Below are 16814 nucleotides of genomic sequence, written 5' to 3' on the forward strand. Positions count from 1 at the left end.
TTTGTCTGATTTTTTGGCCCAATTGCTGCGAATTCGGGCGTCAGTCCTAGGTAGCACTCCTAGAATTCAACAGATAGTTGAATCGGTGGTTGAATGCGTTGCAGGCCAAGCATCCGGACCACGCGGGAGTCTGTGGATGAGATGCACGCGCCCGGGCAGGAGCCCGCGACCGATGCCGCGGTGGGGCTGAAGCGACCTCACCCCATGGCCGAGCGCGTGAAGAGACCGCCAAATCCCGGCACAATCCGTGGATGCGAATCCTTCACACCATGCTGCGCGTTGGCAATTTCCAGCGTTCCATCGATTTCTACACACAGGTTCTTGGCATGCAGCTGCTGCGAACCTCAGAGAACCCCGAGTACAAGTACTCGCTGGCCTTCCTGGGCTTCGAGGGCGGCAACCCTGGCCAGGCCGAGATCGAGCTGACCTACAACTGGGGTACGGAGTCCTACGACATGGGCACGGCCTACGGCCATATCGCCATTGGCGTGCCTGATGCTTATGCCGCCTGCGAGAAGATCAAGGCGTCCGGCGGCAACGTGACGCGCGAGGCCGGCCCCGTCAAGGGCGGCACCACGGTGATTGCCTTTGTGACGGATCCGGACGGCTACAAGATAGAACTCATACAGGAGAACTCACGCGCCCATGCCGGCGTGCAGCCAGCTGGCGGCGAGAAGTTCGATCCCCTGCGCAATTCCTGATCCACGCAGCCCCAAAAACAAAGGCCCGGAGCGTTCATCGCTCCGGGCCTTTGTTTTTAGCTGCGGCTGCTGCCAGCCGCACTGCTGATCCGGTTCAATCCACCAGGATCACTTCCACCCGGCGGGCCTGGGCATTGCTGCCATCGGCCTGCAGTTGTTCGGGCTTCTTGAGTTCGACCTTTTCCTCGGCCACGCCCAGTGCCGACAGGGCAGCCTGGACTGCCAGGGCGCGCTTCTTGGCCAGTTCGGCGTTGAGTTCGGCGCTGCCGGTGGCGTCGTGGTATCCAGAGATCACGGCGCGCTTGCCGCCCTGCACACCAGCCACCACATCGGCCAGCGCTTCATTGGCGCCAGCAGCCAGCTCGGCCTTGGCCGATGCGAAGTAGAACTTGACCACGCCGTTTTCGACAACGACACGCGCCACGTCTTCCTCCAGGACCACAGGCGCCATCGCCGGCACAGGTGTGGCGCCGGTTGTCGTCTTTGCAGGGCCATGCGCAATACCGCGCTGGTAGACCACGACACCCACGACCGTGGAGACGACGAGCGCAATCAGCGCAAACAAAAAGCCCAGGGCAAAACGTTGTTGGCTGTCGTCGTCGGATTGACTGAAGGACATGAAGCACTCTCCGTGAATGAACTGTTGAAGGAAACCAGAAAGACTGCGAAAAACCGGCCGATTGTAGAGGGCCGCCGCCAACGGCCCTGCGCACCGCCCAAGCCCCGTGATGCCACCCGGCACGAACTGTGGCGCCGCAGAGACAAAAGGCCGGCCGTGCAAGGGCAACGCAGGCGCTTGTGCACCGTTTGGGCCGACAGGCGTTAAAACGTCATTGTTCCTTCACGCCACAGCGCCCATGTCCGCCCTGCCAGAATTCTCATTTGCCCGCCGAGAGTCCCAGCCCATGCTGGACGAGGCGCTGCACCGATGGGGCGGAAGCGACGACCTCTGGATCTTTGGCTACGGCTCGCTGATCTGGCGGCCGGATTTCGATTTCTGCGAATGCCGCACGGCCCGTGTCTTTGGCTGGCACCGGGCATTGAAGATGTGGAGCACCATCAACCGCGGCACGCCCCAGAATCCTGGATTGGTCTTTGGCATGCTGTCCGGCGGCAGTTGCCAGGGCATGGTGTTCCGCATTCCCCGGCACCACGGCCATGACGTCATGAGAAAGCTGTGGCAGCGCGAGATGGCCAATGCCGTCTATGACCCCCGCTGGCTGCCCTGCCGCACCGGCCAGGGCACGGTGCAGGCGCTGGCGTTCACGCTGTCCCGTCAAAGCCCCAATCACACGGGCGAGCTGGCGCCCGAAGACTATCGCCGCATCTTCAGCGAGGCCAAGGGCATCTATGGCAGCACGCATGACTATGCGCGCGCAACCTTCGATGAGCTCAAGCGCCTCGGCATCCGGGACCGTGCCTTGCAGCGCCTGCTCAGCTACGCGGGCCAGCCTGAAGCGGGTGCGCAAGCCGCGCGCTGACGCTTTGATGCGATTGATACGCTGATGCGCGCAGGCGCATAACGCTGCCCTCTCCGACATATCCACCGTATTGCACGCTGCAAGATGGCGGCTGCGCGCAATGCGCCTCACAACTTTTCCAGCACGGATATCAACCAGGAGATTGCCACCATGCGTTTGAACGCTTCCCCCTCCACCCCGTCCACCGCCGTGAAGCTGCTGATGGCAGCCGGGATGGTGCTGGCCCTTGGGGCCTGCGGCAGCCAGGCCAAGCCTCCTGCCACAGCCGCGGCGTCCACCCCGGCAGCCGTCACCGCAGCCCCTGCCGCCCGCAACGTGGCCATGGCCCAGCTGCAGCCCACGCAAGGCAGCAAGGTCAGCGGCAGCCTGCAGTTCACTGCCCAGGCCGATGGGAGCGTGCGCGTTCAGGGCTCGGTTCAGGGGCTGGCGCCCAACAGCGAGCATGGCTTTCATGTCCATGAGAAAGGCGATTGCTCCAGCCCTGATGGCCTGAGCGCGGGCGGCCATTTCAACCCCACAGGCCACGCCCATGGCCGCTTCGATTCCGCTGTCCACCACGCAGGGGATCTGCCCAGTCTGCGGTCAGACGCGCAAGGCATGGCCAGCATAGATTTCGTTTCGCGCGGCCTGGCACTGGATCAGAGTCCCAACAGCGTGGTGGGCCGCGGCCTGATCGTGCACAAGGACCCTGACGACTACACCACGCAGCCCACCGGCAATTCGGGGGCGCGCCTGGCCTGTGCGGTGATCACGCGCGGATGATGTGCTCGGCCGGGTCTGCGTTCAGCGCAGGCAGTCGCGCAGCCACGCCGCGCACTGCTCGGCGCGCGCGCCCGGCCATTGGACGCTGACCGTGGTATCGCCACGGCGCAGCTCGACATGAATGGTGTCGGCAGCGCCCGCGCTGCCCTCACCGCTCAAGCTGCCGATTAGCCGTCCCCACCAGCCACGGCCCCGCAGGTCTTGGGCCGTGGAGGAGAGCTCCGAAGCTGGCGCTGGGGCTGGGGCTGGCGAATTCCGGGCTTGCACCACCGTTTCCCTGGCTGGCTCGGAGGCCGTCGCGGGCGCGACAGGTGCAGGCGCCTGCATGGTCGCCTTGCCCGCAGCGGGCTCCCCTCCCCCGCCTTCGAGCCGCGCGGCCAGATTGTTACCGAACTCCTCCCATATTCGGTCGGCCTTGGTCTTCATCACGCTCAGGCCGAAGGCGCCCAGACGGCCCAGCAGGTCCACGTCGATCTTGATGCGCAGTTCGGTGCCTCCATCCGGCGTGGCGCTCAGGAAGATTTCACTGCGCTGCTTGAGCGAGCTGGCCACCGAGGTGTCTTCTCCCGTTCCTTCCACGCGCAGATACTCGGGAGCGCGTTGCTCGACGATGCGTGTGCGCAGCTTGAATCTGGCGCTGATGAAGGAGATCTTCTGGTGCATCACCGCCACGTATTCGGTGGGGCTGACCACTTCGATGGACTGCATGCCCGGCACGGCACCTCCCATGACCTGGGGATCGAGTAACAAGGCCCACACCCGCTCTCGCGAGGCCGAAACAGTCAGGGTTTTCTCAATTTCCATGCATTTTCTCCGCGGCCACAAGGACCGATTCCACGATCTGGGTGTAGCCCGTGCAACGGCACAGGTTGCCGTTGAGGCCATGGCGAACTTCGTCCGCGCCGGGACGGGGGTTGCGCCCCAGCAGATTGCAGGCGGCCATGATGAAGCCCGGTGTGCAGTAGCCGCACTGCAGGCCGCCGCATTGCATGAAGCTTTGCTGCAGCGGGTGCAGCCGTTGTGACGGGTCTGCGCCCGCACCCCCAGCAATACGGTCGGCCAGGCCTTCGATGGTGGTGAGCGCGCGGCCCTGGACCTGCACGGCCAGCAGCAGGCAGGACTTCACCACTTCGCCATCCAGCAGCACCGAGCAGGCGCCGCACACGCCCGTCTCGCAGCCGCGCTTGGTGCCCGTCAGGTGCAGGTCATCACGCAGAAAATCCGACAGCAGCCGGCGCGCAGGCACGTCCACGCTGCAGGGCTCACCGTTGACGGTGCATTCGATGCGATGTCGGCTCATGCCAGCTCTCCTTGTTCCAGTGCCAGGTCCAGGCCAAACAGTTCGGCCACGGTGCGCCGCACGTTGACGCGCACCATTTCTCGGCGGAAATCCGCCGAGCCGCGCAGGTCCGAAACCGGTGTGATGTCGGCCGCGACGATGTCACCCGCCTCAGCCGCCAAGGCCCAGGTGAGGGCACGGCCTTCAAGAAAGCCCTCGGCGCGCCGCTGGCGCACGGGTATGCGGGTAGAGGCGCCCACGACGAGACGCGCGTCGCGGCAGATGCCCCCGGCGGTGTGCGCCACCAGGGCCACGCTGGCCAGCGGCCGGTGTTCGGCCGCTGTGCGCAGAAAGCGCGTGTACACACCGCTGCGCCGGTCGTCTCCTTGCCCCATGGGCGGCACGCGGATCTCGCTGACGATCTCGTCGCCTTCCAGCGCCGTGGCGTAGTAGTCGACCAGGAAGTCCTCGATGTCCAACAGGCGCTCGCCTCTTGCGCTGGCCAGCACGATCTGGGCGCCCAATGCCATCAGGCAGCCGGGCGGGTCGGTGGAGGGGTCGGCATAGCAGAGATTGCCGCCCACCGTGCCCTGATTGCGCACCTGCGGGTTGGCCATGCGCTGCGCCATGCCGGCCAGGACAGGATAGTGATGCGACACCAGCGGCGAGGCCGCCAGTTCGGCATGGCGCACCAGGGCGCCGATACGCAGGCCACGCACCGGGTCGAAGTCCAGGCCGCGCAACGCATCGATGCCAGCCAGCGAGACCAGGTGCGTGGGCGCGAGCATGCGCTGGCGCATGCCCAGCATCAAGGCCGTGCCGCCGGCGATCACGCGGCAGTCCTCGCCCAGTTCGGCCAGCAACCGGCTGGCCTCCGCCACCGAGGTGGGCTCCAGGAAGTCGAAGTCATGCATGACGGCCCTCCTCGGCGCGTGCGCGCAGCGCCGCCAGGATTTTTTCGGGCGTGATCGGCAGATCGCATATGCGCACGCCGATGGCGTCGTACACGGCGTTGGCGATGGCAGGCGCTCCCGGCAGGATGGCGGTTTCGCTGGCCCCTTTGGCGCCATAGGGGCCGTTGGGGTCGTTGGACTCGACAAAGCCGCCGCGCAGCAAGGGCACGGCGTCGACCGTTGGCATGGTGTAGTCGGCGAAGTTGCCGTTGGCCAGGCGCCCGCCTTCCAGGTGCAGTTGCTCGTAAAGGGCCCAGCCCATGGCCTGGACGGTGGCCCCGTTGGTCTGCCCATGGATGGCGACGGGGTTCAGCGCCTTGCCGCAGTCGTCGGCCACATAGCTGTCAAGCACCCGGACCTGGCCGGTTTCCGTATCGACCTCGACCTCCACTGCCTGGGCCGCGAAGGAATAGGCCGGCGCGATGTTGCCGTGCAGCTGGGCGTCGTGCATCTGCGTCTGGGCATCCCAGGTGTGGCTGACCTGTATGCCCTCGCCGCCATGGCGCCAGATGTGCTGGCGTGCGAGCTCGGCCATGCCTGCCGCACGGTCGGTGCCGCGCACGCGCACCTGACCATCGGCCAGCTCCAGGTCGTCGACCTGCGCCTCCAGCACGACGGCGGCCAGGGCCAGCAGCTTGCTGCGGGCCGCCTGCGCGGCACCTATGGCGGCATTGCCTGCAGCCATGGTCACGCGCGAGGCCAGCGAGCCTATGGCGAAGGGCGTGCTGTCCGTGTCGGGTGCGGCCACGCGGACCTGCGACAACGGCAGCGTGAGTTCATGGGCGACGATCTGGCTGAGCATGGTGGCCGCGCCCTGGCCCATGTCGCACTCGCCACTGAGCACAAGCACCTGGCCATCCTCATGGATGCGCACCACCACGGTGGAGCCGTCCCAGTTGCCCATGGTGCGGTTGCCGCTGACATGCATGGCCGCGGCCATGCCCACGCCCCTGCGGCGGGCGCCAAGGGCCTGGCGGGGGCGGGCGCGCTTGCCGCGCCAGTCGATGGCATCGGTGGCCTGGTCTATGCACTCCTTGAGGCCGGCGCTGCCGATCTTCCAGCCATGCACTGTCACGTCGCCGGCTTGCACTGCATTGAGCTTGTGGACTTCGGCCGGATCCAGCCCCAGCTGCTCGGCCATGATGTGGATGTGGCTGTTGAGCGCGAACAGCATCTGCGTACCGCCAAAGCCGCGGAACGCGCCGTGCGGCGGGTTGTTGGTATAGACCAGGGTGGCGTGCGATCGGACGTTGCCCTGCCTGTGCATGTTGTCGCTGCGCATGGCACTGACGTGCATGACCTCGGCCGACAGACCCGCATAGGCACCGCACTCGGCAACGATGTGCATCTGCTTGGCGAGGATGCGGCCATCACGCGCCATGCCCAGCTTGAGCGTGATGCGCTCGGGGACGCTGGAGCAGCAGGCCAGGAAGTCCTCCAGCCGGTTGTTGACCAGGCGCACGGGCCGCCCGGTGCGCAGGGCCAGCAGGCCCGCCACGAGCTGGTTGTCGTCCTCGACGATCTTGCCGCCAAAGCCGCCGCCCGTGGTGGCCTGCACCACGCGGATGGCGGACACCGGCAGCTCCAGCGCCGCCGCCAGCCGGGCACGCGCCAGGAAAACCGACTGCGTGGAGGTCTGTACCAACAGGCGGCCATCGGCGTCGATGGAGGCCAGGGTTGCCATGGGTTCCAGGTAGCCCGGGTACTGCGCATGCGTGGTGTACGTGGCTTCGTGAACCAGATCAGCTGCGGCGAATCCGGCATCGGCATCGCCGCGCTCGAAGCGGATCTCGTGGGCGATGTTGCCCCGGCCCGGATGAACGCCGGGCGCTTCTTCATCCAGGGCTTCCTCGGGCGACAGGATGGCGGGCAGTTCTTCGTACTCGACCTCGATCAGGTCCAGCGCATCGCGGGCGATCTCTTCTGTGGCGGCAGCCACGGCTGCCACCTCTTCCCCCGCAAAGCGCACCAGGCCGTCGGCCAGGATGCGCCGCTCCTTGTGGCTCACGCCCCAGGGCGTGCGCGGTGCATCTGCCCCGGTCAGCACGGCTTTCACACCGGGCAGCGCGCGCGCTGCAGCAATGTCGATGCGCACGATGCGCGCATGCGGATAGGGGCTGCGCAACAGCTTGGCATGCAGCATGCCCGGCAGCTTGAGGTCGCCCGCGTACTGGGCACGACCTAGTACCTTGGACAGCGCCGTGACCTGGGCCGTCTCGCGGCCCAGCGTGGAATTCGAGGTATTCATGTCATTCAGCGGTGATGCCGAGTTCGCGGATCACCTTGCCCAGGCGCTCGTAGTCGGCAGCGTTGACATCGGCCAGCACCTGCGGCGACCCGCCCACGGGCACGGCACCGAAGGTGGCCATCTTTGCCGCCACCTCCGGCATCCTGAGGATCTCGTTGAGATGGGTGTTCAAGGTCTGCACCACGGCGGCCGGCGTGCCCTTGGGCGCGAAGAAGCCATTCCAGGCACCCGCGGCGATGTCCCTGTAGCCCAGTTCCGCCAGCGAAGGCACATCGGGCAGCAGGGGCGAACGCTTCGGGTCGGTCACGGCCAGCGCGCGCAGCTTGCCCGCCTGGATGTACTGGGCCACCGGCCCCAGCGTGACGTAGGCCAGTCCTACATGGCCCGCTGCCACATCGTTGACGGCCGGTGCCACGCCGCGATAGGGCACATGCTGAATGCTCACTCCGGCAGCGCGGTTCAGCCACTCGGCACCTATGTGCATGGGCGAGCCTGCGCCGGGACTGGCGTAGCTGAGCGTCTTGCCGGCCTTGGCCGCAGCCACCATGTCGGCCACGCTTTTGAATCCCGTGGAGGGATGGGCCACGAGCAGCACGGCCTGGCTGGCGGTCTGCACCACGGGGGTGAAACCTCTCAAGGGGTCATAGGTCGCGGCAGTAGGGAGCCTCATCACCATGGGGGCGATGGTGAAGGGGTTGGGCGTGAACAGTAGCGTGTAGCCATCGGGCACGGCCCGCGCAACCAGGTTGTTGCCCACGGTGCCGCCCGCCCCGGGCCGGTTGTCCACCACCACGGGCTGGCGCAGACGCACCGTGAGCTTTTCGGCGAACAGGCGCGCCATGGCGTCCGTGTCACCACCTGCGGGATAGGCGACCACCACGGTGATCGGCCTGGCGGGGTAGTCCTGTGCAAATGCCGGACCACAGACAGCGGTGGCAAAAGCCAATGCTGCAATGGTCAGGCCTTGCCGACGATGGGGGGTCATCACTGGCTCCTTTGAAAGCGCGGACATGCATCGGTCAGATACGGGCATGGCAGCTGGGGCTGGCTATGGGGTGAATTCATAAAATTCACCCATGAAACATTGATCCTCAAAAGAATCAATGACGATTTTCTCCGGCAAGTTGATGAATCAACTTACTGAAAACACCGATTGACCTCTATTGATTTCTCTAAAGAAATTCCACAAGACAAACGTCAGGCAGCCTGTGAAACAATTGATGGGAACATGTCCATCCCACCTTCTCCTCTCCCTGTGCCCAGCACGCCCGCAGGCAATCCCTGGACCCACCTTGACGAGGCAGGCAGCAGCCTGACCGTCGATGCCTTTCTGACCACGCTGATGAGCCAGGTGGGCAATGCGCTGCGGCGCACCATCACCGTGCCCTATGCCGATACGGCGGGCTTGACGGTTTCGGAGTGGCGGCTGTTGGCCCTTGTCGCGCATGCAGGCGAGTTGCCGTTCAGCGCGCTGGTGGTGCAATCCACTTCGGACAAGGCCCTGGTGAGCCGGGCGCTGCGGCTGCTCGAGGAACGCGGCCTGGTGGCCCTGCTGGCGCAAGGCTCCACTCCACGCAAGAAGATCCTGTGCTCCATCACGCCTGCGGGCCGGCAATTGCATGACGAGGTGATGCCCGTGGCCCGACAACACCAGGCCGCTGCTCTGCTAGCGCTGACGCAGGAGGAACGGGAGGTGATGTATCGGGCCTTGCTCAAACTGCGCGGTTATTGCCAAGGCAGCCAAGCCGACCCAGCGACCGAAGGCGGCCCCGCTACGGCAGACGGCGAAGCCTGAATTCAGCCCACTTCAGGCCGGTTCTGCAGCAACACCTCAGCGCGCGCCAGATCGTCCAGCGTATCGATGTCGGTGAGCACACCAGCATCGTCCACATCGACCTGAACCACATGTCCGGCTTCGCGCAGCGCCTTCAGCACAGGCGCCCCGCCCTTCTCTCCGCTCAACGCCATGAGCGCCGCGCCGCATGCGGCGCCGAAACCCACGGGATGTCCACGCTCGCCTTGATGGACAGGCTGGGCGGCTCGGGCCCCCGCATGCAATGCATCGGCCACTTTCAGCAAGGTCTGTGGACTCACCAGCGGCAGATCGGCCGGCAAGACCAGCCAGCCTGGCGCATCGGCTGTGGCACGCACGGCCGCAGACAGCGAATCGCCCATTCCGGGGTGGCCCGCATCTTCCAGATGCCAGGGCAGGCCGCTGGCGCGGACGGCGGCCAGTGTGTGTTCCAGCACGGTGCTGCCGCCCAGCGGCGCGGCGAGCTTGTGCATGGCGCCGCCCGACGCGCGGAAACGCTCGCCACGGCCCGAGGCGAGGATGAGCACGCAAGGCCGGCCTTTGAAGTCTCTGAGCATGCGCAACTCTAGCGCAGCAAATGGGAGGTCGGGCGCAGGCACAATGCAGGCCATGAGCAGCATTTCCACCTCGATCGCCGATCTGCGCAAAAGCTACGAGCGCGCGGAACTCAGCGAATCGGCCTCCCTGGCCGATCCGCTGCAGCAGTTTGACCAATGGCTGCAGGAAGCCCTGAGCGCCCAGGTGCCCGAGCCCAATGCCATGACGCTGGCCACCGTGGGCGGCGACCTGCGGCCCAGCACACGCATCGTGCTCATCAAGGGCTATGACGAGCGCGGCCTGGTCTGGTACACGAACTACGACAGCCGCAAGGGCCAGCAACTGGCGGGCAACCCCTTTGCCGCGCTGCAGTTCCACTGGGTGGAGCTTGAGCGCGTGGTGCGCATCGAGGGCCGCGTGGAAAAAGTCAGCGAGGCCGAAAGCGACGCCTACTTCAACAGCCGCCCGCTGGACTCTCGCATTGGCGCCTGGGCCAGCCCGCAAAGCCAGGTCATCAGCGGGCGCAGCGTACTGGTGGCCAATGCGGCCAAGTACGGCGCGCAGTTCCTGCTGAACCCGCCACGCCCGCCACATTGGGGCGGATTCAGGCTGGTACCCGAGCGCTGGGAATTCTGGCAAGGCCGCAAGAGCCGGTTGCACGACCGCCTTTGCTACCAGCTTGAAGCTGGAACCTGGCTGCGCCAGCGCCTGGCGCCCTGATCCCCCGGATTGCTGGCGCTGCTGAAACCCATCAGCCCGGCAGGCGCTGGGCCAGCCACAGCATCAGCGGCACGGTAAGCAAGGCCAGCGCAGTGGACACCGCGATGCTGGCGGACACCTCCTCCTGCATCACGCCATAGCGCTGCGTGAACAGGAACACGTTGGCCCCCACGGGCAATGCAGCCGCCGTGAACATCACGACCACCGGCAGGCCGCCCAGACCGAAGGCCCAGGCCAGCGCAAGCAGCAGCAGCGGATGCACCAGGTTCTTGACCAGCGCGATGCCAGCAGCCTCTCGCAAGTTCTGGCCCACCCTGGTGTAGGCCAGGGTCACGCCGACCAACAGCAGCGCCATGGGGCCCAGCGCCTGGCCCAGGACCTGCAGGGACCGGTCCACCACTTCGGGCAGCACCAGCCCAGTCTGAGCGAACAGCAAGCCAGCGAGTATGGGCAGCGGCACAGGATGCACGATGCCGTTGCGCACGGCCTGCAGCACCGTGCGCCACATGGGGCGCGGTGCGCTTTGGCCGCAGCGCTGGCGCTCGTGGGCCTCGGCCAGCTCGAACACGATGGTGGCTGCGGTCAGCAGGATCAGCGCATGCAGCGAGACCAGGGTGAACAACGTGACAAGCCCTTCCTCCCCGTAGACCAGCCCCACCAGCGGCACGCCGATCATGACGGTGTTGCTGAACATATTGGCCAGCCCCCGCGCGGCCGAGCGCGTGGAAAAGCCGCCCAGCACCATGGACACCACGAAGATCAGCGCAGTCGCCAGGAAATACAGGGCCACGGGCTGAAAGTCCAGCTCCTGTACCCGCACCGCACCCATGGTGCGAAACAGCAGCGCTGGCGTAAGCACCAGAAACACAAGGTTGGACAAATCCTTGATGGCGGTGGCACGCACCCAGGCCAGCCGGGCGGCAAGAAAGCCCGCGCCTATGCAAAGAATGACAGGGATGAGGGAGGCAAAGACGGGAGAGTTCACTGAAGCAGGACCGGGAAGCTGCGCCTGCGCAGGCTTGCGGCGCGCGCAGATTATGCGCCGCAGACCCGGCCCTGCCTCGTTCAGGCATCGTCCCGGGCCTCGAAGGCCCGGCCAGCCTCCACGGACGTGCCAAGGCTCAGATTCATGCCGAACAGCCCTCTTTTCTGGCGACTTGTAGCCACTGACATTCATCAGTCGATAACAAGGTTGCCACTCAATTTCATGTAAGTTACATTGAACATCCCTATTGGTTGATTCGTTTTGCTCTCGACGCCCATGACTTCATCACCATCCCAGGCACCCGCTGCCGGCAAGCCGCCGTCCACTGTCCCCGACGGACTGGCCCTGTTCCGGCATTGGCTGGAAACCGAGGGCACCAAGGGCTGGGATGCCCTGGACACGGCGCCCGACAGCGGCTACGAAAAGGTATGGCGTGCCTGGCTGCGCAGCCTGGGCGATGCGGGCATCCCAGCCAAAGAAAGTTCCCCCTCCCCCACCACGCCGAAAGGCAAAGTCAATGCAAAGGCCCGCGCCTGGCAACAGGCCACCGCCGTGGATGTCCAGAATTTCCTGCGCCCGCGCGAAGGCCAGTTGTCGGGCCACCAGCCCGGCCGCCGCATCAGCGAGGTCACGCGCAGGCGCTACTGGCGCCTGCTGGAGCGCATCTACGACCATGCGCTGGACCACGGCTGGGTCAGCGCCAATCCCGCCGCAGGGTTGGCTCCGCAGGAGCGTCCCCCAGCCGAAGACGGCCAGGGCCATTGCCTTCCCGCTCCGCTGTGGAATGCCCTGCCCCGCCACATTCCGGTGGCAGATGGCTTTCAGTCAGCGCGCGACCGCGCCATCTTGCTGCTGCTGTACGAACTGGCGCTGGCGCCCGAGGAGGTGCGCGGCCTGTGCTGGCGCGATGTGCAATGCGCCGGACCAGGCAATGGCCTTCCTTGTCAATTGCATATCGATGGCGCACGCGCCGCGCAGCAGCGCACGCTGGATCTGTCGGAAACGGTGATGAAGGCGCTGCAGGACTGGAAAGGCTTCAGCGCCGGCCAGCGCGGACCCGAGGCCGTTCAGCCCGACGCCCCGGTCTTTTACTCGCGCGAGGGGCAGCCGCTGTCGGTGCGCGTGCTGTTCCATGTGGCCTCGCAGCTGATACAGCGTGCCCATGCGGCCCAACCCGCTTCTGCCCAGAAGGCGCCGCTGCACCGAGTCGGGCCGCAGGTGCTGCGCAACACGGCCATCGTGCAGTGGTTGCGCGCGGGCCGTGCCGAGACCGAAGTGGTGCAGTGGATAGGCGTCGACAGCGCACGCGCCCTGCGCCATCTGCAGCATTACCTGTAGCAGACGGCGCGGGAGCGCAGCGCGGGCAACCCGCCTTAGAACGACACCTTGACGCCCACGGTGATATTGCGCCCCATCAGCGGCGCAGCGTTCTTGATGAACGAGGTGTGGGCGAAGGCCAGGCGGTTGGTCAGGTTGTTGCCCTTGATGAAGAACTGCCAGGGCGTGCCACCCGAGGTGCGCAGCGTGTAGCTGGCCGAGAGGTTGAGCATGCCGTAGCCGTCCGTCTCGGTCTCGTAGGCGGTGACACGGTTCTGGCGCAGCACCTGCACCCACTCGGCCTGGGCATCCCAGCCCTTGTAGAAGGTGTCCACGCGCAGGCCTACGCGCGCCGCGGGAATGCGCGGCAAGGCGGAGCCGTCTTCCAGCCGCGCACGCACGGCGTCACCGAACAGGGTCACGCCCCACTGGCGCGACAGCTTCTGGCGCACCTGGCCCTCCACGCCGGTGAAGCGTGCGTCGGCCTGGGTGTACTGCAGCAGTTGCAGGCCGTCATGCTCGTCCAGCGTGGCGCCATAGATATAGCCCTTGACGCGATGGTGGAAGGCATTGACGCTGAACGTGGTGTCCCCCGAGGTCTTGCGCAGGCCTATGTCCAGTGCCTGGGAGCGTTCACGCTTGAGGTCGGGATTGCCGCGCTCATAGGTGGATGTGGCCATGTGCAGGCCATTGGCATACAGCTCCTCGGCCGTGGGCAGGCGGTTGCCCTGCGTCAGCGAGGCCGACAGGCTGTAGCCCGGGGTGAACTTCCACACCGAGCCCAGCGAGAACGATGTGCCGCTGTGGCTGCGCGAGATGCCGCTTTGCTGGGCATCCACGGTCTGGCGCTCATGGCGCAGCGCAGCCTGCCAGCGCCAGTCCTGCCAGCGGTATTCCTCCAGCAGGTAGATGCTGTTGCGGCGGGTTTCGGTGGGCTGCACATAGGCCTCCTCCCCCTCGGCACTGAATTTGCGCTGCACGGTCTGCAGGCCGATGACGCCGCGCCAGCCGGCGATGGGCTCCAGCTCGGCCTCCACGCGCAGGTCATGGGCGCGGTTCTTGAAGGTGGTCGAGACCTGGCCGTCCTCGATCTCGTCATGGCGGTAGTCGGTCCAGCCGCCGCGCACGCGCAACGCCGCAATGCCTGCCGTCGGATTGCGCCATTCGCCGCGCAGATCCCAGCGCTCGCTGTTGAGGTCGACCACCGGCACGCTGCCATGGTCGTGATCGTGTTCTTCGTCGCCATGGTCATGTCCGTCCTCGTCGCCGTGGTCATGGCCGCCGCAGTGCAGATGGTCGCCATGGGTGTGGCAGCCCTCGAAGCTGTGGTTGTGGCCCGGCAGGCCATAGCGCGCGGTCTGGCGCGTGTAGGCCAGGCCCAGGTAGCCTTGCGTGCCGATCCAGGACAGGCCCAGGCTGCCCGTATCCGTGCGGTTGAAGCTGCCGCCCACGCGCCCCTGCGACTGGCCGTTGGGCGCCCAGCCGCTGCCCACGCGGTAGTCGCCGGCATCGCGCGCCATGCCCTCGGCATGGATGGCCAACTGGCCCGCGCCGCCCGTCAGCGAGAACGCGCCGGCCGTCTCGCCCGCGCCCGTGCTGCCGCGCAGCTGGGCCGAGCCCGTGATGCCGTTCTTGGGAATGGACGTGGGGATCTTGTCGTCCAGGATGTTGACCACGCCGCCCATGGCACCGCCGCCGCCGTAGATCAGCGCCGAAGGGCCGCGCAGCACTTCGATCTGCGTGGCCAGCATGGGCTCGCTGGCCACGGCATGGTCGGGGCTGATGGTGGAGGCGTCATGCAGCTCCGAGCCATCGCTGAGGATCTGCACGCGCGGGCCGTCCATGCCGCGGATGATGGGGCGGCTTGCGCCCGCACCGAAATGGCTGGCGTGGATGCCGGGCTCGCCGTCCAGCGTCTCGCCCAGCGTGGCGGCCTGGCGCAGCGTCAGCACATCGCCTTCCAGCACCGTGGCTGGCGTGGACATATCGGCCGAGGTCAGGCCCAGGCCGCTGGCCTTGACCGTCACCTCATTGAGCACAGGCGTGTCGCTGCGCGGGGCATCCGCCTGGGCGCCGGTGGCAGTTCCGGGCGCGGTGGCGACTCCAGCCTCCGCAGGCTCTGCTGCCATGGCCAGCCCTGCCATCGCGGGGCCGAGCACGCCCGCCAGCAGCAGTTGCTGCAGCAGCGGGCGCAGCTTCATCCTCTCCCCCTGCACCTTGGCGTCCTGGTGGTATTGCTTTGTTGTCACTCTCATCACTGGTCTTCCCGGCAGCGGCCGGCCACGGCCCCGGGGACGTGGGAATGCGGGCGCTGCAAAAAATGGCGTCGGAAACGGACAACCGGGGTGCGCCATGCAGGCGCACGCAGCCATCCGATCGGATATGCATTCAGGATCTGTCCAACCTGGGCACAGCGCCTCTTGCGTGCAATGCAGGAAGGCGCGCGCAAACAGCTTCAATGGGCGGGCGCATGCAGCGCCGCCGCCCAAGGTTCAAGCCGCCAGGCGGGCAGTGATGGGATGCGGGGGACCACGCGCATCGAAGAAAGCCGCCAGCACGCGGCCATCGCGCACGATGGGCGGCTGGGCGGGCTCGGCCTGTTCGCCCCAGAAAGGCGGCAGCGCCACGGCGGGCGGTGGCCCCGCCATGCCTTCGTGCAACTGGTCCAGCAGTTGGCAGTCCGCCGGGCCGTGGCCCGAGAACAGCGCGTGCACCCAGTCGACGGGTGCAGCGCAGGAGGTGGCCACCACCTCGACCGGGCCATGGGCCGTGGCCGAGGCCAGGCCGCCAGCATGCACCACACGGTGCATCTGGCCCAGCAACGGCGCCAGTGCGATGGACCAGACCAGCAACCAGGCCAAAAGCCAACCCCGATTCGGCACGGCACCGCGCAACGCAAGCCGTGAGGCGGGCGCAGGCGAGTGGCGACTCGGGAGTTTGAAGGGCATGGATGAATCAGGAGCGGGTCAGGCAGCGCAGAGTGTATGCGCCAATTGGCGGGGCAGGTTCCAGCATCCCGTCACAAAGACGGGCGACTGCTCACAGCAGTGCACGGCGGGCAATGCCGCGCTCAATGCGCATGGCGCATGCCGCAGAACTTGCCCAGCGCCAGGCCCTTGCAGTCGGCCTGCAGCTGCTTGTGGCATTGCGCATGGTCACGCCCTGCCGCCAGACACTGTGCGGCGGCCTCGTGGGCCTTGGCCATCGAGCGGTGGCGCTCCATGTCGGCACGGGCATGGGCATCCAGTTGCACCGGGCCACCCTGTGCCTTGGCGTCCGCCGGGGTCTTGGCATGGTCATGGTCTTGGCCGTGATCGTGCGCCTGGGCCGCAGCGGCCAGAAAGACAGCGGCCAGGATCAGGGAAACGGAACGGAAGGGGGAAAAAGTCATGCGAGATCCTGAAGGGCTATGCAAGAGAAAAAGGGAAAGGCGGCCACCTCACACGGACGGATCATTCCGGGAGTGCCCGGTGCCGCTGCAGACCTGGCACCGCCCCGTCACCGACACATCGATGGCCTGGCCCTGCAGGCCGCTGGCTGCCAGCGCCTGCCGCAATTGCAGCAAGGCGGCCTGCAGTTGCTCACCGCCCCCGCCTGCCTCGCCGCCCAGACGAAAGGCGCTGTGGCAATCCGCACACTCGAAGTGCGCAGCGGCGTCGCCTTCGCAGGCCGCGCCCTGAAGGGGCCTGCCGTACCGGGCCACGCGTGCCGCATCCACGCTGCGGCGCAACACGCCGGCTGCGGCCAGCCGGTCCAGCAGCCGGTAGACGGTGACGCGGTTGACCTGCACGCCCTGGGCATGCAGGGCGGCTTCCACATCCGCCTCGCTCAACAGCGCATCGGCGCGCGCCTCCCACAGCGCCAGCACGGCCCGCGTGGCGCGGGTCGAACGCATGCCGCAAGGCAAGAGCAAGGGGGAGGGAGTCGGCGATGACATGGGCAATGCAAGAGCGGGCTGCAGAGCGCGACAGGACACCGTTATCGCAACCAAGTTGCATTATGCCCGCAAATCACAACC

General features: G+C 66.6%; 18 protein-coding genes. 6 read left to right on the forward strand and 12 right to left on the reverse strand.

Annotation, left to right across the window (positions count from 1 at the left end; genetic code table 11):
- Window positions 1-251: 251 nt before the first annotated feature.
- A complete protein-coding gene (gene gloA, locus ACN20X_RS18455) occupies window positions 252-701 on the forward strand; it encodes a lactoylglutathione lyase (protein WP_026062330.1) in 450 nt (149 codons plus the stop codon).
- Between the two features lie 94 nt (window positions 702-795).
- Here gloA and ACN20X_RS18460 read toward each other — a convergent pair whose 3' ends face one another.
- Window positions 796-1320, reverse strand: a complete 525-nt coding sequence (locus tag ACN20X_RS18460) for an OmpA family protein (protein ID WP_016447067.1) — start codon at window positions 1318-1320, stop codon at window positions 796-798.
- Window positions 1321-1558: 238 nt separating this feature from the next.
- Here ACN20X_RS18460 and ACN20X_RS18465 point away from each other — a divergent pair, with 238 nt between their 5' ends.
- Entirely contained in the window at window positions 1559-2182 is a 624-nt protein-coding gene (locus ACN20X_RS18465; protein ID WP_392444360.1) for a gamma-glutamylcyclotransferase, read from the forward strand.
- A 150-nt stretch (window positions 2183-2332) separates the two neighbouring features.
- On the forward strand, window positions 2333-2944 hold the full coding sequence (locus ACN20X_RS18470; protein ID WP_046240174.1) for a superoxide dismutase family protein: 612 nt from the start codon (window positions 2333-2335) through the stop codon (window positions 2942-2944).
- A 21-nt stretch (window positions 2945-2965) separates the two neighbouring features.
- Here ACN20X_RS18470 and ACN20X_RS18475 read toward each other — a convergent pair whose 3' ends face one another.
- From ACN20X_RS18475 to ACN20X_RS18495, 5 genes are read right to left on the reverse strand one after another with little or no spacing between them, the layout of a single operon-like run.
- On the reverse strand, window positions 2966-3748 hold the full coding sequence (locus ACN20X_RS18475) for a CoxG family protein (RefSeq protein ID WP_392444362.1): 783 nt from the start codon (window positions 3746-3748) through the stop codon (window positions 2966-2968).
- A complete protein-coding gene (locus tag ACN20X_RS18480) occupies window positions 3738-4244 on the reverse strand; it encodes a (2Fe-2S)-binding protein (protein ID WP_046240165.1) in 507 nt (168 codons plus the stop codon). Before ACN20X_RS18480 ends, ACN20X_RS18475 begins: the two co-directional genes overlap by 11 nt.
- Window positions 4241-5137 (reverse strand): FAD binding domain-containing protein, encoded by an 897-nt coding sequence (locus ACN20X_RS18485; RefSeq protein ID WP_473209718.1) that lies wholly within the window; start codon window positions 5135-5137, stop codon window positions 4241-4243. Before ACN20X_RS18485 ends, ACN20X_RS18480 begins: the two co-directional genes overlap by 4 nt.
- Window positions 5130-7424 carry a xanthine dehydrogenase family protein molybdopterin-binding subunit gene (locus ACN20X_RS18490; RefSeq protein ID WP_473209719.1) on the reverse strand — a complete coding sequence of 765 codons (2295 nt, stop codon included), beginning with the start codon at window positions 7422-7424 and terminating at the stop codon, window positions 5130-5132. Before ACN20X_RS18490 ends, ACN20X_RS18485 begins: the two co-directional genes overlap by 8 nt.
- A 1-nt stretch (window position 7425) precedes the next feature.
- On the reverse strand, window positions 7426-8409 hold the full coding sequence (locus ACN20X_RS18495) for a Bug family tripartite tricarboxylate transporter substrate binding protein (RefSeq protein ID WP_034369170.1): 984 nt from the start codon (window positions 8407-8409) through the stop codon (window positions 7426-7428).
- A 243-nt stretch (window positions 8410-8652) separates the two neighbouring features.
- Here ACN20X_RS18495 and ACN20X_RS18500 point away from each other — a divergent pair, with 243 nt between their 5' ends.
- Window positions 8653-9219: a MarR family winged helix-turn-helix transcriptional regulator gene (locus tag ACN20X_RS18500; protein ID WP_013802266.1), complete on the forward strand. Its 567-nt coding sequence runs from the start codon at window positions 8653-8655 to the stop codon at window positions 9217-9219.
- A gap of 2 nt (window positions 9220-9221) precedes the next feature.
- Here ACN20X_RS18500 and ACN20X_RS18505 read toward each other — a convergent pair whose 3' ends face one another.
- Entirely contained in the window at window positions 9222-9794 is a 573-nt protein-coding gene (locus ACN20X_RS18505; protein WP_034369173.1) for a nucleotidyltransferase family protein, read from the reverse strand.
- A 52-nt stretch (window positions 9795-9846) separates the two neighbouring features.
- On the opposite strand from ACN20X_RS18505, the gene pdxH reads away from it, so the two are divergent.
- Window positions 9847-10494: a pyridoxamine 5'-phosphate oxidase gene (gene pdxH, locus ACN20X_RS18510; protein ID WP_017405177.1), complete on the forward strand. Its 648-nt coding sequence runs from the start codon at window positions 9847-9849 to the stop codon at window positions 10492-10494.
- A 31-nt stretch (window positions 10495-10525) separates the two neighbouring features.
- Here pdxH and ACN20X_RS18515 read toward each other — a convergent pair whose 3' ends face one another.
- Window positions 10526-11479 (reverse strand): AEC family transporter, encoded by a 954-nt coding sequence (locus ACN20X_RS18515; RefSeq protein WP_047327331.1) that lies wholly within the window; start codon window positions 11477-11479, stop codon window positions 10526-10528.
- 276 nt (window positions 11480-11755) lie between these two features.
- On the opposite strand from ACN20X_RS18515, the gene ACN20X_RS18520 reads away from it, so the two are divergent.
- Window positions 11756-12817 (forward strand): tyrosine-type recombinase/integrase, encoded by a 1062-nt coding sequence (locus ACN20X_RS18520; protein ID WP_473209720.1) that lies wholly within the window; start codon window positions 11756-11758, stop codon window positions 12815-12817.
- Window positions 12818-12852: 35 nt separating this feature from the next.
- Here the strand turns inward: ACN20X_RS18520 and ACN20X_RS18525 are convergent, their stop codons facing one another.
- The 4 genes from ACN20X_RS18525 to ACN20X_RS18540 all read right to left on the reverse strand — a co-directional run bounded on the left by ACN20X_RS18525 (window position 12853) and on the right by ACN20X_RS18540 (window position 16691).
- Window positions 12853-15051, reverse strand: a complete 2199-nt coding sequence (locus ACN20X_RS18525) for a TonB-dependent receptor domain-containing protein (RefSeq protein WP_473209721.1) — start codon at window positions 15049-15051, stop codon at window positions 12853-12855.
- Between the two features lie 237 nt (window positions 15052-15288).
- The gene (locus ACN20X_RS18530; RefSeq protein WP_223275282.1) at window positions 15289-15657 is read right to left on the reverse strand and encodes a hypothetical protein; all 369 of its coding nucleotides are present in this window, start codon (window positions 15655-15657) and stop codon (window positions 15289-15291) included.
- 209 nt (window positions 15658-15866) lie between these two features.
- Window positions 15867-16187, reverse strand: coding sequence for a hypothetical protein (locus ACN20X_RS18535; RefSeq protein ID WP_016447082.1), 321 nt, complete (start codon window positions 16185-16187; stop codon window positions 15867-15869).
- Between the two features lie 48 nt (window positions 16188-16235).
- A complete protein-coding gene (locus ACN20X_RS18540) occupies window positions 16236-16691 on the reverse strand; it encodes a transcriptional repressor (protein WP_016447083.1) in 456 nt (151 codons plus the stop codon).
- Window positions 16692-16814 lie beyond the last annotated feature (123 nt).

Source organism: Delftia sp. PX-1 (genome assembly GCF_055797465.1).

Excerpts from the sequence above, each read along its gene's own strand:
- gloA (WP_026062330.1), top strand. The coding sequence starts at position 252 with ATGCGAATCCTTCACACCATGCTGCGCGTTGGCAATTTCCAGCGTTCC.
- ACN20X_RS18460 (WP_016447067.1), bottom strand. The coding sequence starts at position 1,320 with ATGTCCTTCAGTCAATCCGACGACGACAGCCAACAACGTTTTGCCCTG.
- ACN20X_RS18465 (WP_392444360.1), top strand. The coding sequence starts at position 1,559 with ATGTCCGCCCTGCCAGAATTCTCATTTGCCCGCCGAGAGTCCCAGCCC.
- ACN20X_RS18470 (WP_046240174.1), top strand. The coding sequence starts at position 2,333 with ATGCGTTTGAACGCTTCCCCCTCCACCCCGTCCACCGCCGTGAAGCTG.
- ACN20X_RS18475 (WP_392444362.1), bottom strand. The coding sequence starts at position 3,748 with ATGGAAATTGAGAAAACCCTGACTGTTTCGGCCTCGCGAGAGCGGGTG.
- ACN20X_RS18480 (WP_046240165.1), bottom strand. The coding sequence starts at position 4,244 with ATGAGCCGACATCGCATCGAATGCACCGTCAACGGTGAGCCCTGCAGC.
- ACN20X_RS18485 (WP_473209718.1), bottom strand. The coding sequence starts at position 5,137 with ATGCATGACTTCGACTTCCTGGAGCCCACCTCGGTGGCGGAGGCCAGC.
- ACN20X_RS18490 (WP_473209719.1), bottom strand. The coding sequence starts at position 7,424 with ATGAATACCTCGAATTCCACGCTGGGCCGCGAGACGGCCCAGGTCACG.
- ACN20X_RS18495 (WP_034369170.1), bottom strand. The coding sequence starts at position 8,409 with ATGACCCCCCATCGTCGGCAAGGCCTGACCATTGCAGCATTGGCTTTT.
- ACN20X_RS18500 (WP_013802266.1), top strand. The coding sequence starts at position 8,653 with ATGTCCATCCCACCTTCTCCTCTCCCTGTGCCCAGCACGCCCGCAGGC.
- ACN20X_RS18505 (WP_034369173.1), bottom strand. The coding sequence starts at position 9,794 with ATGCTCAGAGACTTCAAAGGCCGGCCTTGCGTGCTCATCCTCGCCTCG.
- pdxH (WP_017405177.1), top strand. The coding sequence starts at position 9,847 with ATGAGCAGCATTTCCACCTCGATCGCCGATCTGCGCAAAAGCTACGAG.
- ACN20X_RS18520 (WP_473209720.1), top strand. The coding sequence starts at position 11,756 with ATGACTTCATCACCATCCCAGGCACCCGCTGCCGGCAAGCCGCCGTCC.
- ACN20X_RS18525 (WP_473209721.1), bottom strand. The coding sequence starts at position 15,051 with ATGAGAGTGACAACAAAGCAATACCACCAGGACGCCAAGGTGCAGGGG.
- ACN20X_RS18535 (WP_016447082.1), bottom strand. The coding sequence starts at position 16,187 with ATGACTTTTTCCCCCTTCCGTTCCGTTTCCCTGATCCTGGCCGCTGTC.
- ACN20X_RS18540 (WP_016447083.1), bottom strand. The coding sequence starts at position 16,691 with ATGCGTTCGACCCGCGCCACGCGGGCCGTGCTGGCGCTGTGGGAGGCG.